This window comes from Apibacter adventoris (assembly GCF_002964965.1).
GTDB classification, from domain to species: Bacteria; Bacteroidota; Bacteroidia; order Flavobacteriales; family Weeksellaceae; genus Apibacter; species Apibacter adventoris.
This window is the reverse complement of the sequence record NZ_PSZN01000017.1, coordinates 101,026-120,603: the sequence shown is the minus strand read 5'-3', so window position 1 is coordinate 120,603 and position 19,578 is coordinate 101,026. Positions and strand designations below refer to the sequence as shown.

Sequence of the window (19,578 nt, the reverse complement as noted above, 5' to 3'; positions counted from 1 at the left end):
TCTAGACCCCTTTTTTTGCTAAATATATTATTTATAGAGTGAAGGAATGTAAAATATTTTAAAATAAGAATACCTGATTATGAAATTTTATAATTTCATGATCAGGTACATATTTTTTATTAAAAATTATTATTTATTTTTTAATTTTATAAAATTATAGGTAAAACTAAATAAAAACTACTATTTTACTTGATAAATTTATAATATCTTGCTCCCATCAATAGAGGTTGGTTATTTTCAATTTTTTTTAATATATACTCATTAGAAGGAGAAATAACCGAATTTTTCAACTCTTTTTTGTGTAGTAAATGATATGTATCAATATCTATAGCTTGGCAATTTTCCATAGATTCGAACAAAGATATTTTTTTGGTAATAGTTTTCCATTCTTTTTCAATAGTTCCTTCAAATACCTTAGATTTTGAACCACTACCATAGGCTAAAAAACCAAATTTTTCATCAACAATATTATTATTATTTATATAATGATAATATAGAGTAGAAAGCAACGCCATAAAAATAGATCCGGTATACATATTTCCGATATTAGATGAGGCAATTTCAGCTGGACCAAATTTCTCTTTAACGAACGAAAGATAATTATCAGATTTTCCAATTTCTTTAAGCTGTTTTGCATAATCTTCAGAGTTATTTGAAAGAGAAATCTGAAGTTCTGAATCTAAAGCATATATTTCCGAAAACATTCTTCTTCCTTGGTAAGAGTATGGTAAGTGAACAATAATGTTTTTCCAATGAGAGTATAAAGTTTGAGTTTCCCCTATTTTATTTTTTAAATCAAAATAAGCTCCCTTTATTCGATTTTGATAACAAAAATTAGAGTATTGTCCGTCAAAAACGGGTTGTTCTTTAAATAATTCAATTTCATTTTCTAAAACGCCAAACCATTCAGGATTAGAATTATTTCCGGTTACTTCTGTTTTAGAAAGTACTCTTTTGGGTTTAAAAAAGTCAAAAACCCCTTGAGCACTTATCCCTATTTTATTTTCAATAGAAAGTACCCTAGGATTAGCAGAAAGTAATAAAGCTACTGCACCAGCTCCTTGTGTATATTCTCCGGTAGAATAAAGATCATATTTAGCAAAATCTGTACAAATAATAATAGCTTTTTTATCAGTATTTACTCTAATAAAATCCAATGAATTATGCATAGCATCTATTCCGCCGATGCAAGCAAAAGTAAGGTCTAAAGCATCACAATGTTCAAAAGAATTTTCGCCGAATTCTTTCTCCAAAATTGATAAAAGATAAGAAGCTATAGGTTTAGAAGAATCTATTCCGCTTTCACTTCCTACATAAATACGACTAATATCTGAAGGCTTTAAATTTTCTTGAATCATTAATTTTCGTAGGGCATTTGCAGCAAAAACTATTACATCTTGATGCACATCTGGAAAAGTCATTTTTATTAATCCTAATCCTTTTTCCAGCTTTTCAGGTTCGATATTACGAGCAATAGCAAGATCTTTTATTGGAAGATAAATTTTAGGAATATCAAATGAAAAGGCATCAATTCCTACTTTTATTTTTTGATTCATATTATTTTATAGTTTATAATTACAAAAATAATAAAACTAAATTGACTACTTAGATGATTTTTCTACTAATTATAGATTTAATAAAGATATTTAGAGAAGTATTAACTATTTATTTTTTATAATATAAAATTTGATTTTCGATATATTTAATTTTTCCATGTTGATTATAGGCAAGTCTTTCAATCCAATTGCCTTTGGAATCGTTTATATTTTTATAAAAACTAAAATCGATCACAGAACCTAGATTTGAAAGATAAGAACCGGTAGTATATGTAAGCAGGAGATTATTATCATAAGTCCAGTAACTAATAGTTATTTTTTGGGGTTTTTCAACCATTTTCTTATATATCAAGTTTCCTTTCACATCATATTTATATATAGTCTTACTAAAAGACGAAGCGAGATTATAGTTTATTTCTTTAGTTTTTGAGTCTTGAGAATTAATGATTTTTATACTATCTATAAAATATTTATTATTATCCATTTTATATTTTGCTGTCCATATTTCTTCTTTGTCCATATATGTAATAAAGTTGAGTGTTTTCGTAAAAGGGAGTTCTTTATAATTTTTAATTATGATTTGAATTACTTTATTATCTTTTATGTTAAAGATAATTTCTTCTTTTAATTCTTTAAGAGCACTATATTTCTTTATTAATGTAACAAATCCACTATTATTAAATTTATAAAAGGATGATTCTATTAATTCTTTAGTTCTTACCGTATCACCAAATTTTTTAGGTACTGATGTATATTTATTTATTACCAAAGAATCTATAATTCCATTATTTCCTAAAAATAAAGGATAAGAATGAGGAAATTCATGATTTTGACTTAAAACAAAAAAATAAAAAAATATATATATTAGAGTAAATTGAATTTTCATTATATTATTTACATATAAAGTTAATTTTATAATTGCTAAAATAGATAATTTTTTTAAAGGAGAAAATACTACTTGACAGAATAACTATATAAATTATTAATTTTGCATTAATATAAATTAAACATTCAGAATGGGACAGTTACAGAATGAATTCTTTGAATATCAGGCAAAAACCACTTTTTATGCTTCAGGTTTTGAAGTTGAAAAAGCAATAGGTAATTATATTTATGGGAAAGACGGAACGGCTTATTTAGATTTTGTTGCAGGAGTATCTGCCAATACATTAGGACATTCACATCCAAAAATTGTTCAGGCAATTAAGGAACAAGCAGAAAAATATCTTCATGTAATGGTATATGGAGAATATGCGTTGGAAAAACCGGTGCAGATATGTAAAATATTAGCAGAAAATTTACCATCACCTTTACATAGAACCTATTTAGTAAATTCAGGAACTGAAGCAATAGAAGCATCTCTTAAACTAGCAAAAAGATATACTGGGCGTCAAGAAATTATTTCTTTCATAGATGCTTACCACGGGAATACTCAGGGCTCTTTAAGTGTGGCGGGAAGAGAGACCAACAAAATACCTTTTCAACCATTATTGCCGGGAATTTCTTTTATAAATTTTAATAAAGAAGAAGATCTTAAAAAAATTACTGAAAAAACAGCATGTGTTATAGTGGAAACTATACAGGGAGCAGCTGGATTTATTACTCCGGAAAAAGATTATTTATTTAAACTAAAGAAAAGATGTGAGCAAGTAGGAGCTTTATTGATATTAGATGAAATTCAACCCGGATTTGGTAGAACAGGTAAACTTTTCGCCTTCCAATGGTATAATGTTGTACCAGATATTTTGGTAATGGGAAAAGGAATGGCAGGAGGTGTCCCTATTGGGGCTTTTATGGCTTCTGCTGAGATGATGGATAGTTTGGCAGATCATCCTAAATTGGGACATGTTACTACTTTTGGAGGTAATCCTTTACCCGCAGCGGCTGCTTGTGTAGTGATGGAAGAACTTCTTACAACAGATCTTATGGAACAGGTACATGAAAAAGAAAAATTATTTAGAGAAAAATTACAACATCAGGAAATTATTTCTATAAATGGAAGGGGATTAATGTTGGCTGTTCAATTAAAATCACCAGAGTTTACTTTAGCAGTGGCAAAAAAATGTATGGAAAAAGGGTTGATTGTATTTTGGCAATTTTATAAAAATGAATATATGAGGATTTCTCCACCTCTTACTATTACTAAAGAAGAAATTATAAAAGGATGTTCTATTATCTTAGATTCAATAGAAGAAGTGGCAAAGCAATAATATATGTCAGTAACAATATAATTCAAATTTAAAATACTATTTTTAACTTTACTTTTTTAACAGTAAATAAATTATAATATATGTCAACACCGCACATTCAGGCAGAGATTGGAGAAATTGCAAAAACATTATTAATGCCCGGAGATCCATTGAGAGCAAAACATTTGGTAGAAACTTATTTAGAAAACGTAAAGCCGTTTAATTCCGTACGTAATATGTTAGGATACACCGGAACCTTTAAAGGCAAAGAAATATCTATTATGGGTTCTGGTATGGGTATGCCCAGTATCGGGATTTATTCTTACGAATTATATTCTCAATATAATGTAAATAATATTATAAGGATCGGATCGGCTGGTTCCTATGTAGAAGAAGTCAAATTATATGATGTTGTTTTAGCAGATAGTGCATATAGTGAATCTACATATGCAAGGGTACAATCAGGATATCAAAAAAATATAACCTTTCCTTCTGAAGAGTTAAATGCGGCAATAATAAAGAAATCTCAGGAACTAAACTTAAATATACATACTTCTTGTATACATTCTAGTGATGTATTTTATATGGAAGGTGATAATAATTATAAAGAATTAGTTGATAAATATAATTGCAGTTGTGTAGAAATGGAAAGTTTTGCTTTATTTCATAATGCTCGAGTATTGGGTAAGAAGGCGGCATGTTTATTAACTATCTCAGATTCATTTATTACTCATGAGGTAATTTCTGCAGAAGCTAGGCAAAAATCCTTTGATGCTATGATGAAATTAGCATTGGAAACTTCTATAGAATTGTAAAAATATTTTTTCTATAAAAAAAGGTTATTACAAACTAAAGTAATAACCTTTTTTTATGAATAGAAATTATAATTTGTCAATGAATTTAGTAAATAAACTAACTAACTTATCAAAAGCATATAAAGATACTTCGGAATCATAAATGTCGTGGTAACCACTTTTACCTCCCAAAGTATAAACAAAAAAAGAAGGAACTCCTTTTTGATAAAAAGGACAGTGATCGCTATTACAAGAAGCCCCTCGAATTTTTACCTGTTTAAGATAATTATAGTTATAGTTAATTGTTTCTAACTTATTAAACTGTTTATTAAATTCTTTTCCATTTACTACTTGTATCCCTTCTTCTCCGGTACCTACCATATCAAAATTAATTAAAAATTTAATTTTTTTCAGCTCAATTAAGGGGTGATTCACAAAATATTGTGACCCTTTTAAACCAGCTTCCTCTCCTGCAAAAGCAATAAATACCATATCAAATTTAGGTTTTTCTTTAATGTATACTTTGGCTAAAGAAAGTAATAAAGCAATGCCACTGGCATTATCATTGGCTCCTGGAAAAATTACGTCATTAATTTTGCCCAAATGATCATAGTGAGCAGTCAATACAATTAAACTGTCTGTACGTTTTCCCTTTATATATCCAATTACATTTTGAGCATTAAAAGCAGGATTGAAATTAGATTTTAAATCAATAGCTATGTTTTTTATTTCTTCAGGAACTGTTTCGCTGCTAATAAATAAGTCTACAGTTTTAGATTGTATGGGGCTAAGTGTATGAATAAATTTAGAAGAGGTTTGTTCTGCTATTAAAGGAATGGCAATGTTTAATTCTCCTTGTACTAGTAACTGAGGGATTTCTTTGTAAAATTGGTTAGCAGTACTTTCTCTTGAAATAAGATTTTCCGGGAATTTATAATTGGGAAAAACTACTGCATGATCCTTAATGCGGTCTATTTCCTTATCAAAATAAGAAGGATCCTCCCATTCAAATAAACTATCAATGACATGAGGATTGAAAATAAGGGGAACGAAAGTTTCTTTTAAAGAAGGAGATCCTGCACCAACCAAATAATCCTTACCTATTTGTAAGGGTTTTCCATTAATTTTCAAATCTGATTTTTCAATAATATTTACAGGATAAGTAAAAGGTTGAAAATAGGAATTGTTTAGTTTCTGCAATCCGATTTTTTCAAATTGTTCGGCAATTTCTTGTGAAGCCTTTATCATTCCATCATCAACATAACCACGTCCGGAAAATTCCGGTGATGTTAGTTTTTTAATTACCTGTTCTGCATAAATTTTTGGGCTTTGTGCTCGTAAAAGAGCCAAAGTAAAAATAAAAGAAAGAAAGAAAATTTTTTTCATAACTCAATTATTAATAAACAATAGGTTTATATTTTAGCCAAATTAGACCTTAAACTGTAAATATCCATTTTCAAATTAAAAATAGGTTTTTATTTATTAAAATTTATCTATATTGTTTGATGATTTTTGACATATAAGAGCTTATAGGGGTATTGAATATTAAAATTTTACATTCAATTTCACATTAAAAAACCTTCCTGTTGATTTATTGGGCACAGCATAGCTAAGAGAGCTGTTAATATCCCGTATCCATTGATTACTTATGGTGTTTTTAATATCAAAAACGTTAAATATTTCTAAACCTAAAGATAGTTCTTTTAATTTCTTTAATGAGCTGCTTTTTTTTGCTTTGTTCAAACCTTGATCAACAAAAACATAAGTTAATCCTACATCGGCTCTTTTATAATCAGATAATTTAGTTTGGTATTTATATGGATCAGAAAAGAGCGGAGCTCCATTAGGTAGACCTGAAGCATAAACTAAATTTACACTGGCTTTTAATTGTGGATACTCTTTCATATAGTCCTGAAAAAATAAACCTACTTTAAATTTAGGATCTGTGGGTCTGGGTATATATCCTTTTCCATCAATATTTTCCTTAGTTCGTCCATATGAAACGGAGATCCAGGATTCTGCTCCGGGAACAAATTCTCCGTTTAAACGAGCGTCTATTCCGTAGGCATACCCTTTAGAATTGTTCTCTCCAGTATAAATGATTCTTACATTATCTACAAAATAAGGAATTAGATCATCCAGTTTTTTATAATAAATTTCAGTTGTAAGTTTAAAAGGTCTTTTTTTCAACATTGTAAACTCATAGTCATTTCCTAAAATAAAATGAACAGACCTTTGGGATTTAATATTTTCATTCAGTGAACCGTCTAATTGCATAGCTTCTTTATAAAATGGAGGTTGATAATAAAATCCTGTTGCAAACCTAAATAGCATGTCAATATCCCAATTCGGTTTTATACCTATCTGCGCTCTGGGACTAAAATCTGTTTTTCCGTTAAAATCCCAATGAGAAACTCTGATTCCTGCATTTATAAGTATACGGGTATTATTCCACATAAATTTAGTAGTATATTGTAAATATCCGTTTAGCCTATTAGAGCTTAATTTATTATTAGCATTTCTGGAATTATTTAAAATTAAATCAGAACTATCTAATTCACCGGGAAGCGAAATCGGATGAGGAATTGAATAATCTATAGAATCTATGAGCTGCCATTGATTCATTAGGTTTCTTATATCTTCATTTTGATATTTAATTCCTGCTTCCAGAATAGAGTTTACAGTAATAGAATATTGTGTTTTTAATTGAGTTCCGGTAACAAACATGTCCAAGTTATTTCTCCCATGGTCTATTTGCCCCCCGTAATTATATGAAGGGACCATTTCCCCGGTTTCGGTATCAAAATCTCGTATTAAATAACCTGAAGAAATATCATAGTATTCTTTTTCTTTAGAATGAAAAGCATATCCATCCAAAGCAAAAATCCATTTATGCATAGGTTTAAATTGCAAAGAAAAGGTTCCGTTTAAAGTTCTGTACTTATCTTTTTCTTTGCCGTTATAGGCAACGTTGATTTTTATGGGATGAGTTAAGGTACCAAATTCTACTTCTCTCGTTTTAGGTACCATTTCAAAATTATTTGAAGAATAAATACCTAAAAAAGAAATGTTCCATTTAGGGTTAAATTCATATTTCAGAAATGTTTGTGCATCAAAATACTCAGGATTAAAATTAGTATCCCCATTCATAGTATTTAAAATCATATCTGTATTTCTGTAACGAATACCTCCAATTCCTGAAAATTTTTGATTTTTATCAGCGAAACCTATAGTTGCAGCCCCCCCCAATAAACTAGCTTCTAGGATTGATTCAAATTTTTTAGGACGGCGATAATTAATATCTAAAACACTAGACATTTTGTCTCCATAACGAGCTTCAAATCCACCGGCGGAAAAATTGACGGTAGAAACCATATTTGGATTTATTATGCTCATTCCTTCCTGTTGTCCGCTTCTTACTGTAAGTGGTTTATATATTTCTACTCCATTTAAATAGACAAGATTTTCATCATAATTACCTCCTCTTACTCTGTAAAAAGAACTTAATTCATCAGCTGTACTCACAAAGGCAGTATTTAAAATTTCTTCTATCCCTCCAGAAATAGAAGGCATTTTATTTATATTTTGCACATCTATTTGTTTTGCAGTTAAATCTGAAGATTTTCGTGTTCCTTTAAAAATGATTTCAGGAATTTCTTTTTCAACAAGAGTTTTTAACGAAATGTCTAAAACTATATCATTAGATGATGCTTGAATTGGTTGGGATACAAAGTTAAAATCTGGATGTTCTATTTCAAGTGTTATATTTGTATTTTTAGGTATTGATAATGAATAGTTACCTTGGGCATCCGTAAAAGTTATGTTAGTTTTAGAAGTAAATACTTTAGCTTTTGATATAGGTGTTCCTTTTTCAGTAATTATCCTACCGGATATATTGATATATTGTCCATACATAGATATTGTAACCATATGTATGAAAAGAAAGGTTATAAATTTATAATTTTTCAAAATTATTATTATAAGTTTTTTTATTATTAGCTTTATCTGTTACGATAACTTCTACCTGATGGAGGCCGGAACTAATGCCTTCTTTTTTAAGATCGGGTATAAATAAACTGTTTAATTTATATTCATATTCAGCCAATACCCAATTTCCATCAATAAAAACATTATAATCTTTGATTCCTGAACCGGAATCTTTGATTATAAAACTCAGGCGGTTTCCTATTTTATTAGTTTTATTTAATGTAGGGCATATAATGGTTGGTGCAGTTTCATCTAATTCTAAAGAGAAAATACCTAAATCTTTAGGTTTAGTTTTATAAACTCCATTTTCAAAATTTGTTTCTAAATATTCTTTATTTTTCTTTCCAAAATTGGATGACCAAACAATCATATATTTGTCATATTTGTTTTTATCTAATATATTCCAATCAGGTGAAATGGAAAGATAATATTTTTTATGTACAGGAATAGATGAATTATGAATTTGATATTGATTATCAGCCAATTTTTGGTACGTAAAATTAAAATTTTCATAAAATGATCCTTTGTCAAATTTTAAAGAAATTTCATCTTTGGTAAAGGTAAAAGAGGTATTGTATTTTACTGAGTAATTATTCTTCACTTCAGGTATTTTAAAATCAGTACCTTTCAATGTAAAATTTCTTGTAGTTATATTTCCTGCAAAATCACCTACTTCGATTCTAATAGCATATATTTCATCGGGATAGGTTTTAAGAATACCTTTGTTTTTTTCTTGTTCATACATTTGTAATGTATTACCTGGTAATAAATAGGTTCTGTAAATCCAACTGTTTCTTTCCAAATGCTCTTTATAATCAGTAGTTGCATTTATAAAACGAGTTTCATCAAATGCATGTTTATCTGCCTGAAAATTAGAGATTAATTTATCATTTACATAGGTTTTAATAAAATAAATTCCATTGATATTAGCAGATCCATCTTGTTTATCATAAGCTTTTACCCCAAATCCTATTTCTCCGGATACAGTGTAAGTTCCGCCTTCTACTGTCAGTACTTTATTTTGATTATCATTAACCATCCCATTTATAGGATAGATCCAAACACCACTCACTTGAGGTTTAATATGATCGGGAATATCGAAACCAAATAAAAACGGATTCAGTACTTCTTCTGTTTTTGAATCTCGGACTTCAAAATGCAGGTGTGGACCTCCGGATCCTCCTGTGTTTCCACTAAAAGCTACTAAATCACCTTGTTTTACAGGTATTTCATTTGGTTTTAAATAAAAATCTACAGAATAACTTTGTTTTTTATATTGTTCTTTTCTTGCCCTTTCTTCAATTTCTCCATATAGAGAACTTAAATGACCATATACGGTTGTATAGCCATTAGGATGAGTTATATAAATAGCTTTTCCATATCCATAAGCAGAAATATTTATGCGGGAAACATAACCATCTTGAGGGGCTATGATTTTTAAACCTGTTCTTTGTTGTGTACGAATATCTAAACCTGCATGAAAATGATTATTTCTTAATTCAGCATAATTTGCAGAAAGAGAGATAGGGATTTGTAAAGGAAATATGAAATCTTTAGGGTAATTTTGAGAATATAATAAACTAGAAAAAAGAGATATTGCTATTATTATTTTCTTCATATTTATGATTTTCTTACTATATAAATCTTTTCAAAAATAAGAAATTCATTTTATTTAAATAATATAGGAATCCAATCAGTTAAAATTTTTACCTTTGATAACTGAGTATAATTTTATAATAAGTGTGATGATATTACCATTAAAAGCAAATAAATATAACTATTTTTTTTTATGTTCCTTTTTTCTTTTTTGTATACTAATTACTTTTTCATGTAAAGTAAAGGAAGAAGTTAAAAAAGAAAAAACAGGAATTATTCATCATCCTGCAGAGTTAGAAAAGAAAGCAGAGTTTGAAGATGGGGATCATCAATTTATTAAATTTTTATCTTCTAATTTAGAATATCCTCAGGAAGCAATTCATAAGAATATTCAGGGAAAAGTCATTATAAAATTTGTAGTAGAAGAAGATGGTACTATTGATAACTTTGTAGCTTTGAAAGATATAGGAGGGGGGTGTGCAGATGAAGTGATTCGTGTTTTGCTAAAAACCCAAGGTCGTTGGAATTCTGCAAAAATTAAAAGAGAACGAGTAAGGTCTTATTACTTTGTAAGTGTTGTTTTTAAAATGCCAAATGATGATTCGAAACCTTCTCTACAAGTAGATATAAAATAATCTGACATATAGATACTAATTATCTTTAAAATTTTTGGTTCATTAGTATTATTCAATTTCACCAATAAAAGAACTAGTTAATAATGAAATTTTAATTAAAAACTATCCATTTATTCAATTAAAGTTATTTGGAAATTGTAGTAAAATTTATTCAATACAGGATTAATCGAAAAAAATTATCCCCAACGTAAACAAAACGATCTAAGGTTTTAAAATTAAAAATACTTGGGTTATAAAAAATTAAAATTTGAAATAGAAGAGTCTAATATAATAGGACCTCAAATTATAAATTTTGTATTTTTTTCTTTATTAATTAAAATCCAGTTATTTTATTCCTTCGTTAACATTAAGGAAAAGAAAATTCAAAATTAGAAGGAGTTATTTTTGATTATATTTTATTTAAAGAAGTAGATTTCAGACATTGAAATGATTATAAAAAATATTTGATTTTATGTAAAAATAAATTTATAAAAACCTAAAAAAGGAATGTTAGAAGCCATGTAAAATTCATACAAAAATATCCTGTCAAAATTAAAAAAATAAATTATTTCATTACATTTGAGTACTAAAAAATAGAAAAGTTATCATGAGTAAGAAAGTAGAAATGCTTTGGAAATCAGATATTGAAATAGCGAGATCCATTCCTTTAGAACCTATTTCAAAAGTTGCAGAAAAGATAAATATACCAATAACAGAACTTATTCCTTATGGAAAATATATAGCAAAAGTCCCTTTAGAATTAAAATCAGAAGATCAAATAAAAAAATCTAAACTTATCCTGGTCACCTCTATCACTCCTACAAAAGCAGGAATAGGAAAAACAACGGTTTCGATCGGATTAGCTTTAGGGTTAAATAAAATAGGAAAAAATGCAGTTGTTGCTTTAAGAGAACCTTCTTTAGGTCCATGTTTTGGAATGAAAGGCGGAGCTACAGGAGGTGGATATTCTCAAATTCTTCCTATGGAAGATATAAACTTACATTTTACTGGCGATTTTCATGCTGTTACCTCTGCTCATAATATGGTCACTGCTCTGTTAGATAATTATTTATATCATAATCGAGGAACAGATCACATGTTAAAAGAAGTAGTATGGAAAAGAGTCTTAGATGTAAATGATAGAAATCTGAGAAATATAGTGTCAGGATTAGGCGGAATAAAAAATGGAATTCCACAAGAATCGGGCTTTGATATAACACCGGCTTCAGAAATTATGGCAATTTTATGTTTATCCCTTAATATGGAAGATTTGAAAAGAAGAATTGAAAATATATTATTAGGATATAAAGCAGACGGAAGTTTGTTTACAGTAAAAGATTTAGGAATTGCCGGAGCCATAACCGTATTGCTAAAAGATGCAATAAAGCCTAATTTAGTACAAACCAATAATAATACAGCTGCTTTTGTTCACGGAGGTCCTTTTGCAAATATTGCTCACGGATGTAATTCTATATTAGCTACTCAAATGGCTATGAGCTATGGAGAATATGTAATTACAGAAGCAGGTTTTGGTGCTGATTTGGGAGCTGAAAAATTCTTTGATATAAAATGTAGGAAATCAGGATTAGAACCTAAACTTACAGTTATAGTGGTGACCGCTCAAGGGCTGAAAATGCATGGAGGAATTAATTTGGAAAAATTAAAAGAAAAAAGTGTAGTTGGAATAATACAAGGTCTCGAAAATTTAAAAAAACATATACTTAATATGAAGTCTTTTGGGCAAAGTATAATTGTAGCTTTTAATAGATATAGTTCAGATTGGGAAGAAGAAATTGCGATTGTTAAAGAATTTTGTTATAAAAAAAAGGTAGGTTTTGCCTTAAATAATTCTTTTATAGAGGGAGCAGAGGGAGCAGCTGATCTAGCCCGGTTAGTAGTTGAAACTATAGAAACTCAACCATCGGAAAAACTGGTTTTTCCTTATCAAGATGAAGAGGATATATCTACGAAAATAGAAAAAGTAGCTAAGAAAATTTATGGCGCTTCAAAAGTCATCTTTAGTAAAAAATCATTAATTAAACTAAAGAAGATTGAAGAAACAGATATGAATTCATTTCCTATTTGTATAGCCAAGACTCAATACTCTTTTTCTGCAGATCCTAAAGCCTATGGACAAATTCGTGATTTTGAATTTGAAATTAAAGATATAGTAATCAACCGAGGAGCAGAGTTTATTGTGGCAATAGCCGGAGATATTTTACGTATGCCAGGATTACCAAAAGTTCCGCAAGCTAATAAAATTGATTGGGTACATGGAAAAATTGAGGGATTAAATTAACTAATTATTTTATTTTTAAGGATTTCTTAATTTCAGATGATGGTTGATTTAAGTTATCTGCACATAATTGCAAAGTACAGAGTGCACTATGTGCAGGTTTAAAAGTTATGTTTTATCAGGATAATCAGTATTCTAATTTTTAACAAATAAGCTATAAAAAAATGTAGAGGTTATATTTTGTATCTTCTTGTCAGGTTGTAATATTAGGTAATATTTTATCGTATCTAAAGCTTTTTATTGTTGCTTTAATTTAGATTAATGATTAATAACTAAACCTATAACAAGATATTTTTTCAATATTTTGTTAGCCCAAATATGAAATTAAAATACTTCAATTAGATTTTACACGATATCTAACAGGTATAATCAAGGTTATAATATTTAATCTGCTTTTTGACTTGCCTTTTTCCTTTTTGTAAAACGTCGAAAATTTTTCGATAACAGGAATTTCCACTGGATGTTTTTTTATTTATAATTTGTTCCTTATATAATCTTATTTTGCAGTTGGTTCTTCACAATATTTCATTGAATGTTATTTAATACATGTTTTCATGAATTGTGAAATCTACATCAATTAACGAAAATTCAACAAAATGACTATTTTCGATTTAATGTTATCATAAATCATAAGTTTTATAAATAATTATTTCTTGCTAGCTTCATGCTCACGTATAGGGATATTTTCTTTTTTCATTTGAGTAATTCCCCATTCTCTCAATTGGTTAATGAAAGGAATCAAACTATTGCTAACATCTGTAAGCCTATATTCAACCTTAGGAGGTACTTCAGGATAAACTTTTCTAAATAAAAGATTGTCATTCTCGAGTTCTCGTAAGGTTTGAGTGAGCATTTTAGTGGTAATGTCGGTTATACGCCTTTTTAGCTCTCCAAACCTTAGGACTTCATTATTATAAATATGCCATAATATTCTTCCTTTATATTTTCCTCCTATTCTTCTAAATGCATAATCTACCGCACAAACGGGTTCCTTAATATTTTTTTCCTTCATCTTATTGATAATCAATAATAGTTTATTTTAAGTAACTAAGGTACAAAAAAGTAGGTACTTGCGAATAGTAAATTAAATAAATAGTTTTGTATAAAATCTATAATATGAATAGAAGAAAAGCTATAAAACTAAGTATATTGGCCGGAAGTACAATGGTTTCACCAGCATTAATGAGCAGTACTTTAAATTATAATATTATGAAAAAAGGAAAAGAAAATGGTACTAAGTGTGAAAACCTGAAAATTAATTTAGGCAATATTTGTTTTTATATATTTTCAGATGGTTATTTAACACTAAACCAGCCCCAACCAACTTTTGCGCCAGCCATTCCTCCAGCACAATTCATGGACGAAATGGAAAAATCTCATTTAGCAAATAATATCATAAATTTTGCGATCAATGTTATGTTGATAAAGACACAAGAAAAGACGATTCTAATAGATGCAGGTATGGGTAACCATTTTGGGAATAAACAAGGTTGGTTATTGAATAATATTGAAAATGCAGGCTTCTCAAGAAACTCTATTACCGATATTTTAATTACCCATGCACATAGGGATCATGTAGGTGGACTTATCACAAATGATGTAACAATAGTTTATCCAAATGCAAAATATCATATAGCTAAAGAGGAGTATGATTTCTGGATGTCGGACAATCCGGATTTTTCTAAAAGCAAGCTAACCTTTGAGCAAAAGAATACAACTATTGATTTTACAAAAAAAGTTTTAAATAGAATTAAGGAAAAGATAGTACTATTTCATCCTGGAGATTTATTGTTTTCTTTGGTTCAGACAGAATTAGCGGCAGGACATACACCGGGACATACTATTTTTACTATATCTTCCGAAGGAAAATCGATTAAAAATGTTGTTGATGTTTTTCATTCACCTTTGCTAATTTCAAATCCGGAATGGGGAATAGAATATGACATTGACTTTGAGCAGGGCATCCATACCAGAACACAAATATTAGAAGATTGTTATATAAATAAACAATTGGTTATGTCCTCACATTTGCCTTGGCCGGGATTGGGTTATATTGACAAAAGAGACAAATATTTTTGGAGTCCGATATATTATTATACCCCAACAGAAATAAATTTGTAATATAAAATGAAATATAGAAATTAGAAATAAATAAATAAAAAAATAATTAGTATGAAAAAATTATTATTCTGATTTACAGACTTTTATTAATTAAAATTCGATCTATACTCTTTAGGGGTATATCCCACAGACTTTTTGAAAAAACGAGTAAAATATGATGGATGTTGAAATCCCAATTCGTAAGCAACCTCACTTATTGTTTTATTCATATAAGAGATACGTTCCTTTGCTATATTTATAATTTTAAGTTGAATATATTCCTGTGGTGATTTTCCGGTTTCCTTCTTTATTAAATCTCCAAAATAGTTGGGAGAAAAATGCAGTTGTTCTGCGCAATATTTTACAGAAGGTAAACCAAATTTTTTCGGTTTTTCATAAAGAAAATATTCATTCAGAAGATTCTCGAACCTAATTAATATATCCGGATTAACTCTTTTCCTTGTAATAAATTGACGATCATAAAAACGCATACAGTAATTTAGAAGTAATTCGATGTTGGAAACAATTATAGAATTACTATGCTTATCAGTAGTATTTTTTAATTCTAATTCAATTTTATTTAGGCACTCAATAAAAATACCTTTTTCTTCTTCCGAAATATGTAAAGCTTCATGAACCTGATAAGAAAAAAATGTATAACTTTGAATGTGTTTTCCAAGAGGTGTCCCATTTAGTAAGTCGGGATGAAAAAACAAAGCTTTTCCTTCAGATCTATAAAATTTTCTTTCATTTTCTTTACCTACAACTTGTCCCGGAGCAAGAAATACAAGCGTTCCCTCTTGGTAATCGTAATATTGTCGTCCATATTTTATATCTCCACAATCTCCTATTTTCAAAAAAATAGCATAAAGCCCTAGGTTTTTCTTAACGTTTTGCAATGGTTTTACCTCAGAAAAATCAACAACTGTTACCAAAGGGTGCAAAGTTTCAATACCCATGTAGACATTGCATTGGGGGATGGTTTCAAGATTAAGAATTTCATCCATTGTATAGTTTTTGACTTTTTTTAAGCAAAGATAAGGTTGCTTTTTATATCATATTATATTTTTTATTAAGATATGTAATATGTATAAGACAAAACGTAATTTACATAAGCTCAAATCGAAAAGTAACGGGTAATTTTATTTTAAATTTAATGAAAAATAATAAATAAAATAATCGGAATTAAAAAATATACATGCTATCCTTTAATTTTTGATTAGGTATAACAGATATTCTTAAATAAATTAAGATAAAATAATGATGAAAAAAGTAACATTTAAAAATAACCAACATGAAATGGCAGGAATAATTTTTTTTCCTGAAAACTTTGAAGAAAATAAGAAATATCCGGCTGTTGTAATATCTTCACCGGCGGGAGCAGTTAAGGAACAATCTCCTTCTTTGTATGGTAGAAAATTGGCAAATAAAGGATTGATAGCACTAGCCTTTGATACTTCACATCAAGGAGAAAGTGGAGGAGAGCCTAGAAACCTAGAAAATCCATCGGAGCGAGTTGAAGATATAAAATGTGCTATAGATTATTTAACGACATTACCATACATTGATACGGAACGGATTGGAGCTTTTGGTCTATGTTCAGGAGGAGGTTATGCTTTTAATACAGCTATGGCAGATCGAAGGATTAAAGCGGTTGCAGGAGTGAGTCTTTCAGATCCCGGAGCATGGATTCGCGAGGGAATTGATGGAAATATTTCCGTAGAGAATCAAATTAAATTCTTAGCAGAGGTATCCAATCAACGCACTTTTGAAGCAAATGGAGCAGCCCCGATCTATGGTGAATTTGTTCCGGAAAATATAACAGATGATATGTCTGTTACTTTAAAAGAAGCACACGATTATTACAGAACTCCAAGAGGGCAATACCCAACATCGGAAAATAAAGTTTTAATGACCTCAATTGATAAAATTATGATGTTTGATACATTTCGATTCGTAGAACGTTTTTTAACACAGCCAATGTTAGTGATTGTAGGTAGTAAATCTGAAACTTATCACTATTCCCAAGATTTATATGAAAGAGTAGCTTCAGCTAACAAGGAATTATTTGAAATTGACAATGCATCACACGTCGATTTATATGATATTACAAATTATGTAGATAAAGCAGTAACGAAATTAGCTGATTTTTTTAATAAAAGTCTTTAAAAGAATTTTAATATTATGAAGGTTCTCACTAAATAATTTTTTTTCAATTCAAAATAAGATTATTTTTTTGTTATTCCTAAAAATCGTAGATAAAATGTTGATTTTCCATTTTTACATACTGTGAAATGTTAAACATATTCACTTATTTTATATCCAATGTTAAGAATTTAAATTACAATCTAAAATATTATTAAGTTTCATTCAAACATAATTAGATAGTCCTAATCTAAAATATAACTAGAAATGACATAATAAATAGTTTTGATTTTTTAACTTTAGCACATGCAAGATATAGATTCTTTATCCGATTTTTACAATAAATTAATCCAACGCGTAGAAATTAAATCAGATGGAGATGGTTTAGGACATTTCAATATCTTTCCTAGACATTATTGCTCGTCCACATCCTCATTCCACCGTCGTGATTTTTTCAAAATATCCTTTATTAGTGAAGGCACGGGTATTATTCATTATATCGACGAGAATATTATTATTGACCGTCCCGCTTTATTTTTTTCGAATCCCTTAATACCTCATTGGTGGGAAGCTACTTCTGTGGAACAATTGGGCTGGTTCTGTGTTTTTACCAAAGAATTTATACAGTCTGAAGGACATTCTTTCTCAGTTAATGATTACCCTATGTTCAGAATGGGCGAAAATCCTGTGGTTTTTCTGGATAATAGTACGGTTGAGGATGTTTCTTATATATTCCGGAAAATGGCTATGGAAATGGAATCAGATTATGTTTTTAAGTACAGCAAGCTACGAAACTATTTGCAGTTAATTGTTCATGAGGCACTTAACCATTACCCGGCAATAGATTCACACAATAAACAAATAAATGCGGCTTACCGTATTTCATATCTTTTTTTAGAATTATTGGAAAAGCAATTTCCAATTGAAAACTCAGATTACCCGATGAAATTACGTACTGTTCATGATTTTGCTTCTAGCCTTTCCATACATGAAAACCACTTAAATAGTGTAGTGAAAGAAATTACGGGCAAAAATCCTTCGCAACATATAGCATCACGTATCATACAAGAAGCCAAATCTCTGCTTAAATATACTGATTGGTCGATCTCAAGTATTGCTTACAGCTTATTATTTGAATATCCGTCTCACTTTACAAGTTTCTTTAAAAAAAATGTAGGGATGACTCCTAAAATTTATAGGGATAAAAATATTTGATTTTTATAAGAACCCCTTTGATTTTTCTTAAATGTAACCCTAATTCTGTGTATAACTTTGGGTTACCTTAACATATATAAAGATATTAAATTATGAAATTTCGAAAATTAGGCAGAACTAATGTACCGGTTTCTGCGATTGGTTTAGGTTGCATGGGAATGACAAACGTTTATGGTACAAGAAATGACGATGAAAGTATTGCTACTCTTTATAAAGCTCTGGATCTAGGTATAAACTTTTGGGATACAGCCGATTTCTATGGCAATGGTGAAAATGAAAAACTTATCTCTTCTGTTTTGAAGCAGAACAGGGATAAGATATTTATCGCTACAAAGTTCGGCTTCAAATTTACCGGAGAGAGCCATTTGGCTAGTACTTTCGATGGTTCACCCAAATGGATGAAACAAGCGATAGAAAAGAGTCTAAAAAGATTGAATGTCGACTATATAGACCTCTATTATTCTCATAGGGTAGATCCGAATGTTCCGATTGAAGACACCGTGGGGGCAATGGCTGATTTAGTGAAAGAAGGTAAGGTAAGGTTTTTAGGTTTATCGGAAGCCTCTGCTAAAAGTATACGAAAAGCTAATTCTGTACATCCGATCGCAGCTTTGCAAAGTGAATATTCTTTACTGACTCGTGACCTTGAAAATGAAATTTATCCAACAATTACTGAATTGGGTATTTCTCTTATACCTTTTTCTCCGCTGGGGAGAGGTATGTTTACTGAAAATTTTGACGTTTCTTCTTTTGCAAAAGATGATATCCGGTTTCAATTTCCACGTTTTCAGGGCGAACACCTGTTAAATAATCAAAAATTGATGAAAGATCTATCAGAATTTGCTTCAAGTAAAAATATCAATGTAGCACAATTAGCTTTAGCTTGGATTTTAGCTAAAGGTGAGAATATTATACCGATTCCCGGAACTAAAAAACGCAAATATCTAGAGATGAACGCACAGGCTGTAGAGGTTGTTTTAAGTAATAATGACATTGCCAAAATAGAATCTATTATTGCTAAATATCCTAATACAGGAGATCGTTATACTTCTGTAGCCATGAAACTTGTAAATAATTAAATACATG

At 29.4% G+C, this 19,578-nt stretch carries 15 protein-coding genes; 8 read left to right on the top strand and 7 right to left on the bottom strand.

Annotation, left to right across the window (positions count from 1 at the left end; genetic code table 11):
• Positions 1-185 precede the first annotated feature (185 nt).
• Together C4S76_RS06810 and C4S76_RS06805 are read right to left on the bottom strand one after the other, a co-directional pair.
• Positions 186-1,544 (bottom strand): hydroxymethylglutaryl-CoA synthase family protein, encoded by a 1,359-nt coding sequence (locus C4S76_RS06810; protein ID WP_105193739.1) that lies wholly within the window; start codon positions 1,542-1,544, stop codon positions 186-188.
• A gap of 121 nt (positions 1,545-1,665) precedes the next feature.
• Positions 1,666-2,442: a hypothetical protein gene (locus C4S76_RS06805; protein ID WP_105193723.1), complete on the bottom strand. Its 777-nt coding sequence runs from the start codon at positions 2,440-2,442 to the stop codon at positions 1,666-1,668.
• Positions 2,443-2,572: 130 nt separating this feature from the next.
• Between C4S76_RS06805 and C4S76_RS06800 the strand changes: the two genes are divergently transcribed.
• Both C4S76_RS06800 and deoD read left to right on the top strand, forming a co-directional pair.
• Positions 2,573-3,766, top strand: coding sequence for an aspartate aminotransferase family protein (locus C4S76_RS06800; RefSeq protein WP_105193722.1), 1,194 nt, complete (start codon positions 2,573-2,575; stop codon positions 3,764-3,766).
• Between the two features lie 80 nt (positions 3,767-3,846).
• A complete protein-coding gene (gene deoD / locus C4S76_RS06795; RefSeq protein ID WP_105193721.1) occupies positions 3,847-4,560 on the top strand; it encodes a purine-nucleoside phosphorylase in 714 nt (237 codons plus the stop codon).
• A gap of 66 nt (positions 4,561-4,626) precedes the next feature.
• Here the strand turns inward: deoD and C4S76_RS06790 are convergent, their stop codons facing one another.
• From C4S76_RS06790 to C4S76_RS06780, 3 genes are all read right to left on the bottom strand, one after another.
• A complete protein-coding gene (locus C4S76_RS06790) occupies positions 4,627-5,925 on the bottom strand; it encodes a M28 family metallopeptidase (protein WP_105193720.1) in 1,299 nt (432 codons plus the stop codon).
• A gap of 159 nt (positions 5,926-6,084) precedes the next feature.
• Positions 6,085-8,469: a TonB-dependent receptor gene (locus tag C4S76_RS06785; RefSeq protein WP_245915811.1), complete on the bottom strand. Its 2,385-nt coding sequence runs from the start codon at positions 8,467-8,469 to the stop codon at positions 6,085-6,087.
• A 25-nt stretch (positions 8,470-8,494) separates the two neighbouring features.
• Positions 8,495-10,144, bottom strand: a complete 1,650-nt coding sequence (locus C4S76_RS06780) for a M23 family metallopeptidase (protein WP_105193718.1) — start codon at positions 10,142-10,144, stop codon at positions 8,495-8,497.
• Between the two features lie 127 nt (positions 10,145-10,271).
• Here C4S76_RS06780 and C4S76_RS06775 point away from each other — a divergent pair, with 127 nt between their 5' ends.
• Both C4S76_RS06775 and C4S76_RS06770 read left to right on the top strand, forming a co-directional pair.
• Entirely contained in the window at positions 10,272-10,757 is a 486-nt protein-coding gene (locus C4S76_RS06775) for an energy transducer TonB (protein WP_105193717.1), read from the top strand.
• 604 nt (positions 10,758-11,361) lie between these two features.
• Positions 11,362-13,035 (top strand): formate--tetrahydrofolate ligase, encoded by a 1,674-nt coding sequence (locus tag C4S76_RS06770; RefSeq protein WP_105193738.1) that lies wholly within the window; start codon positions 11,362-11,364, stop codon positions 13,033-13,035.
• Between the two features lie 643 nt (positions 13,036-13,678).
• Here C4S76_RS06770 and C4S76_RS06765 read toward each other — a convergent pair.
• Positions 13,679-14,044, bottom strand: a complete 366-nt coding sequence (locus C4S76_RS06765; protein WP_105193716.1) for a winged helix-turn-helix transcriptional regulator — start codon at positions 14,042-14,044, stop codon at positions 13,679-13,681.
• A gap of 104 nt (positions 14,045-14,148) precedes the next feature.
• On the opposite strand from C4S76_RS06765, the gene C4S76_RS06760 reads away from it, so the two are divergent.
• Entirely contained in the window at positions 14,149-15,153 is a 1,005-nt protein-coding gene (locus tag C4S76_RS06760) for an MBL fold metallo-hydrolase (RefSeq protein ID WP_105193715.1), read from the top strand.
• Between the two features lie 86 nt (positions 15,154-15,239).
• On the opposite strand, the gene C4S76_RS06755 is transcribed toward C4S76_RS06760, so the two are convergent.
• Positions 15,240-16,139, bottom strand: a complete 900-nt coding sequence (locus tag C4S76_RS06755; protein WP_105193714.1) for a helix-turn-helix domain-containing protein — start codon at positions 16,137-16,139, stop codon at positions 15,240-15,242.
• 253 nt (positions 16,140-16,392) lie between these two features.
• Here C4S76_RS06755 and C4S76_RS06750 point away from each other — a divergent pair, with 253 nt between their 5' ends.
• The 3 genes from C4S76_RS06750 (at position 16,393) to C4S76_RS06740 (ending at position 19,571) form a co-directional block, all read left to right on the top strand.
• Entirely contained in the window at positions 16,393-17,301 is a 909-nt protein-coding gene (locus C4S76_RS06750; RefSeq protein ID WP_105193713.1) for an alpha/beta hydrolase, read from the top strand.
• Between the two features lie 555 nt (positions 17,302-17,856).
• On the top strand, positions 17,857-18,492 hold the full coding sequence (locus tag C4S76_RS06745; protein WP_245915810.1) for a helix-turn-helix domain-containing protein: 636 nt from the start codon (positions 17,857-17,859) through the stop codon (positions 18,490-18,492).
• A gap of 92 nt (positions 18,493-18,584) precedes the next feature.
• On the top strand, positions 18,585-19,571 hold the full coding sequence (locus C4S76_RS06740; RefSeq protein WP_105193711.1) for an aldo/keto reductase: 987 nt from the start codon (positions 18,585-18,587) through the stop codon (positions 19,569-19,571).
• Positions 19,572-19,578 lie beyond the last annotated feature (7 nt).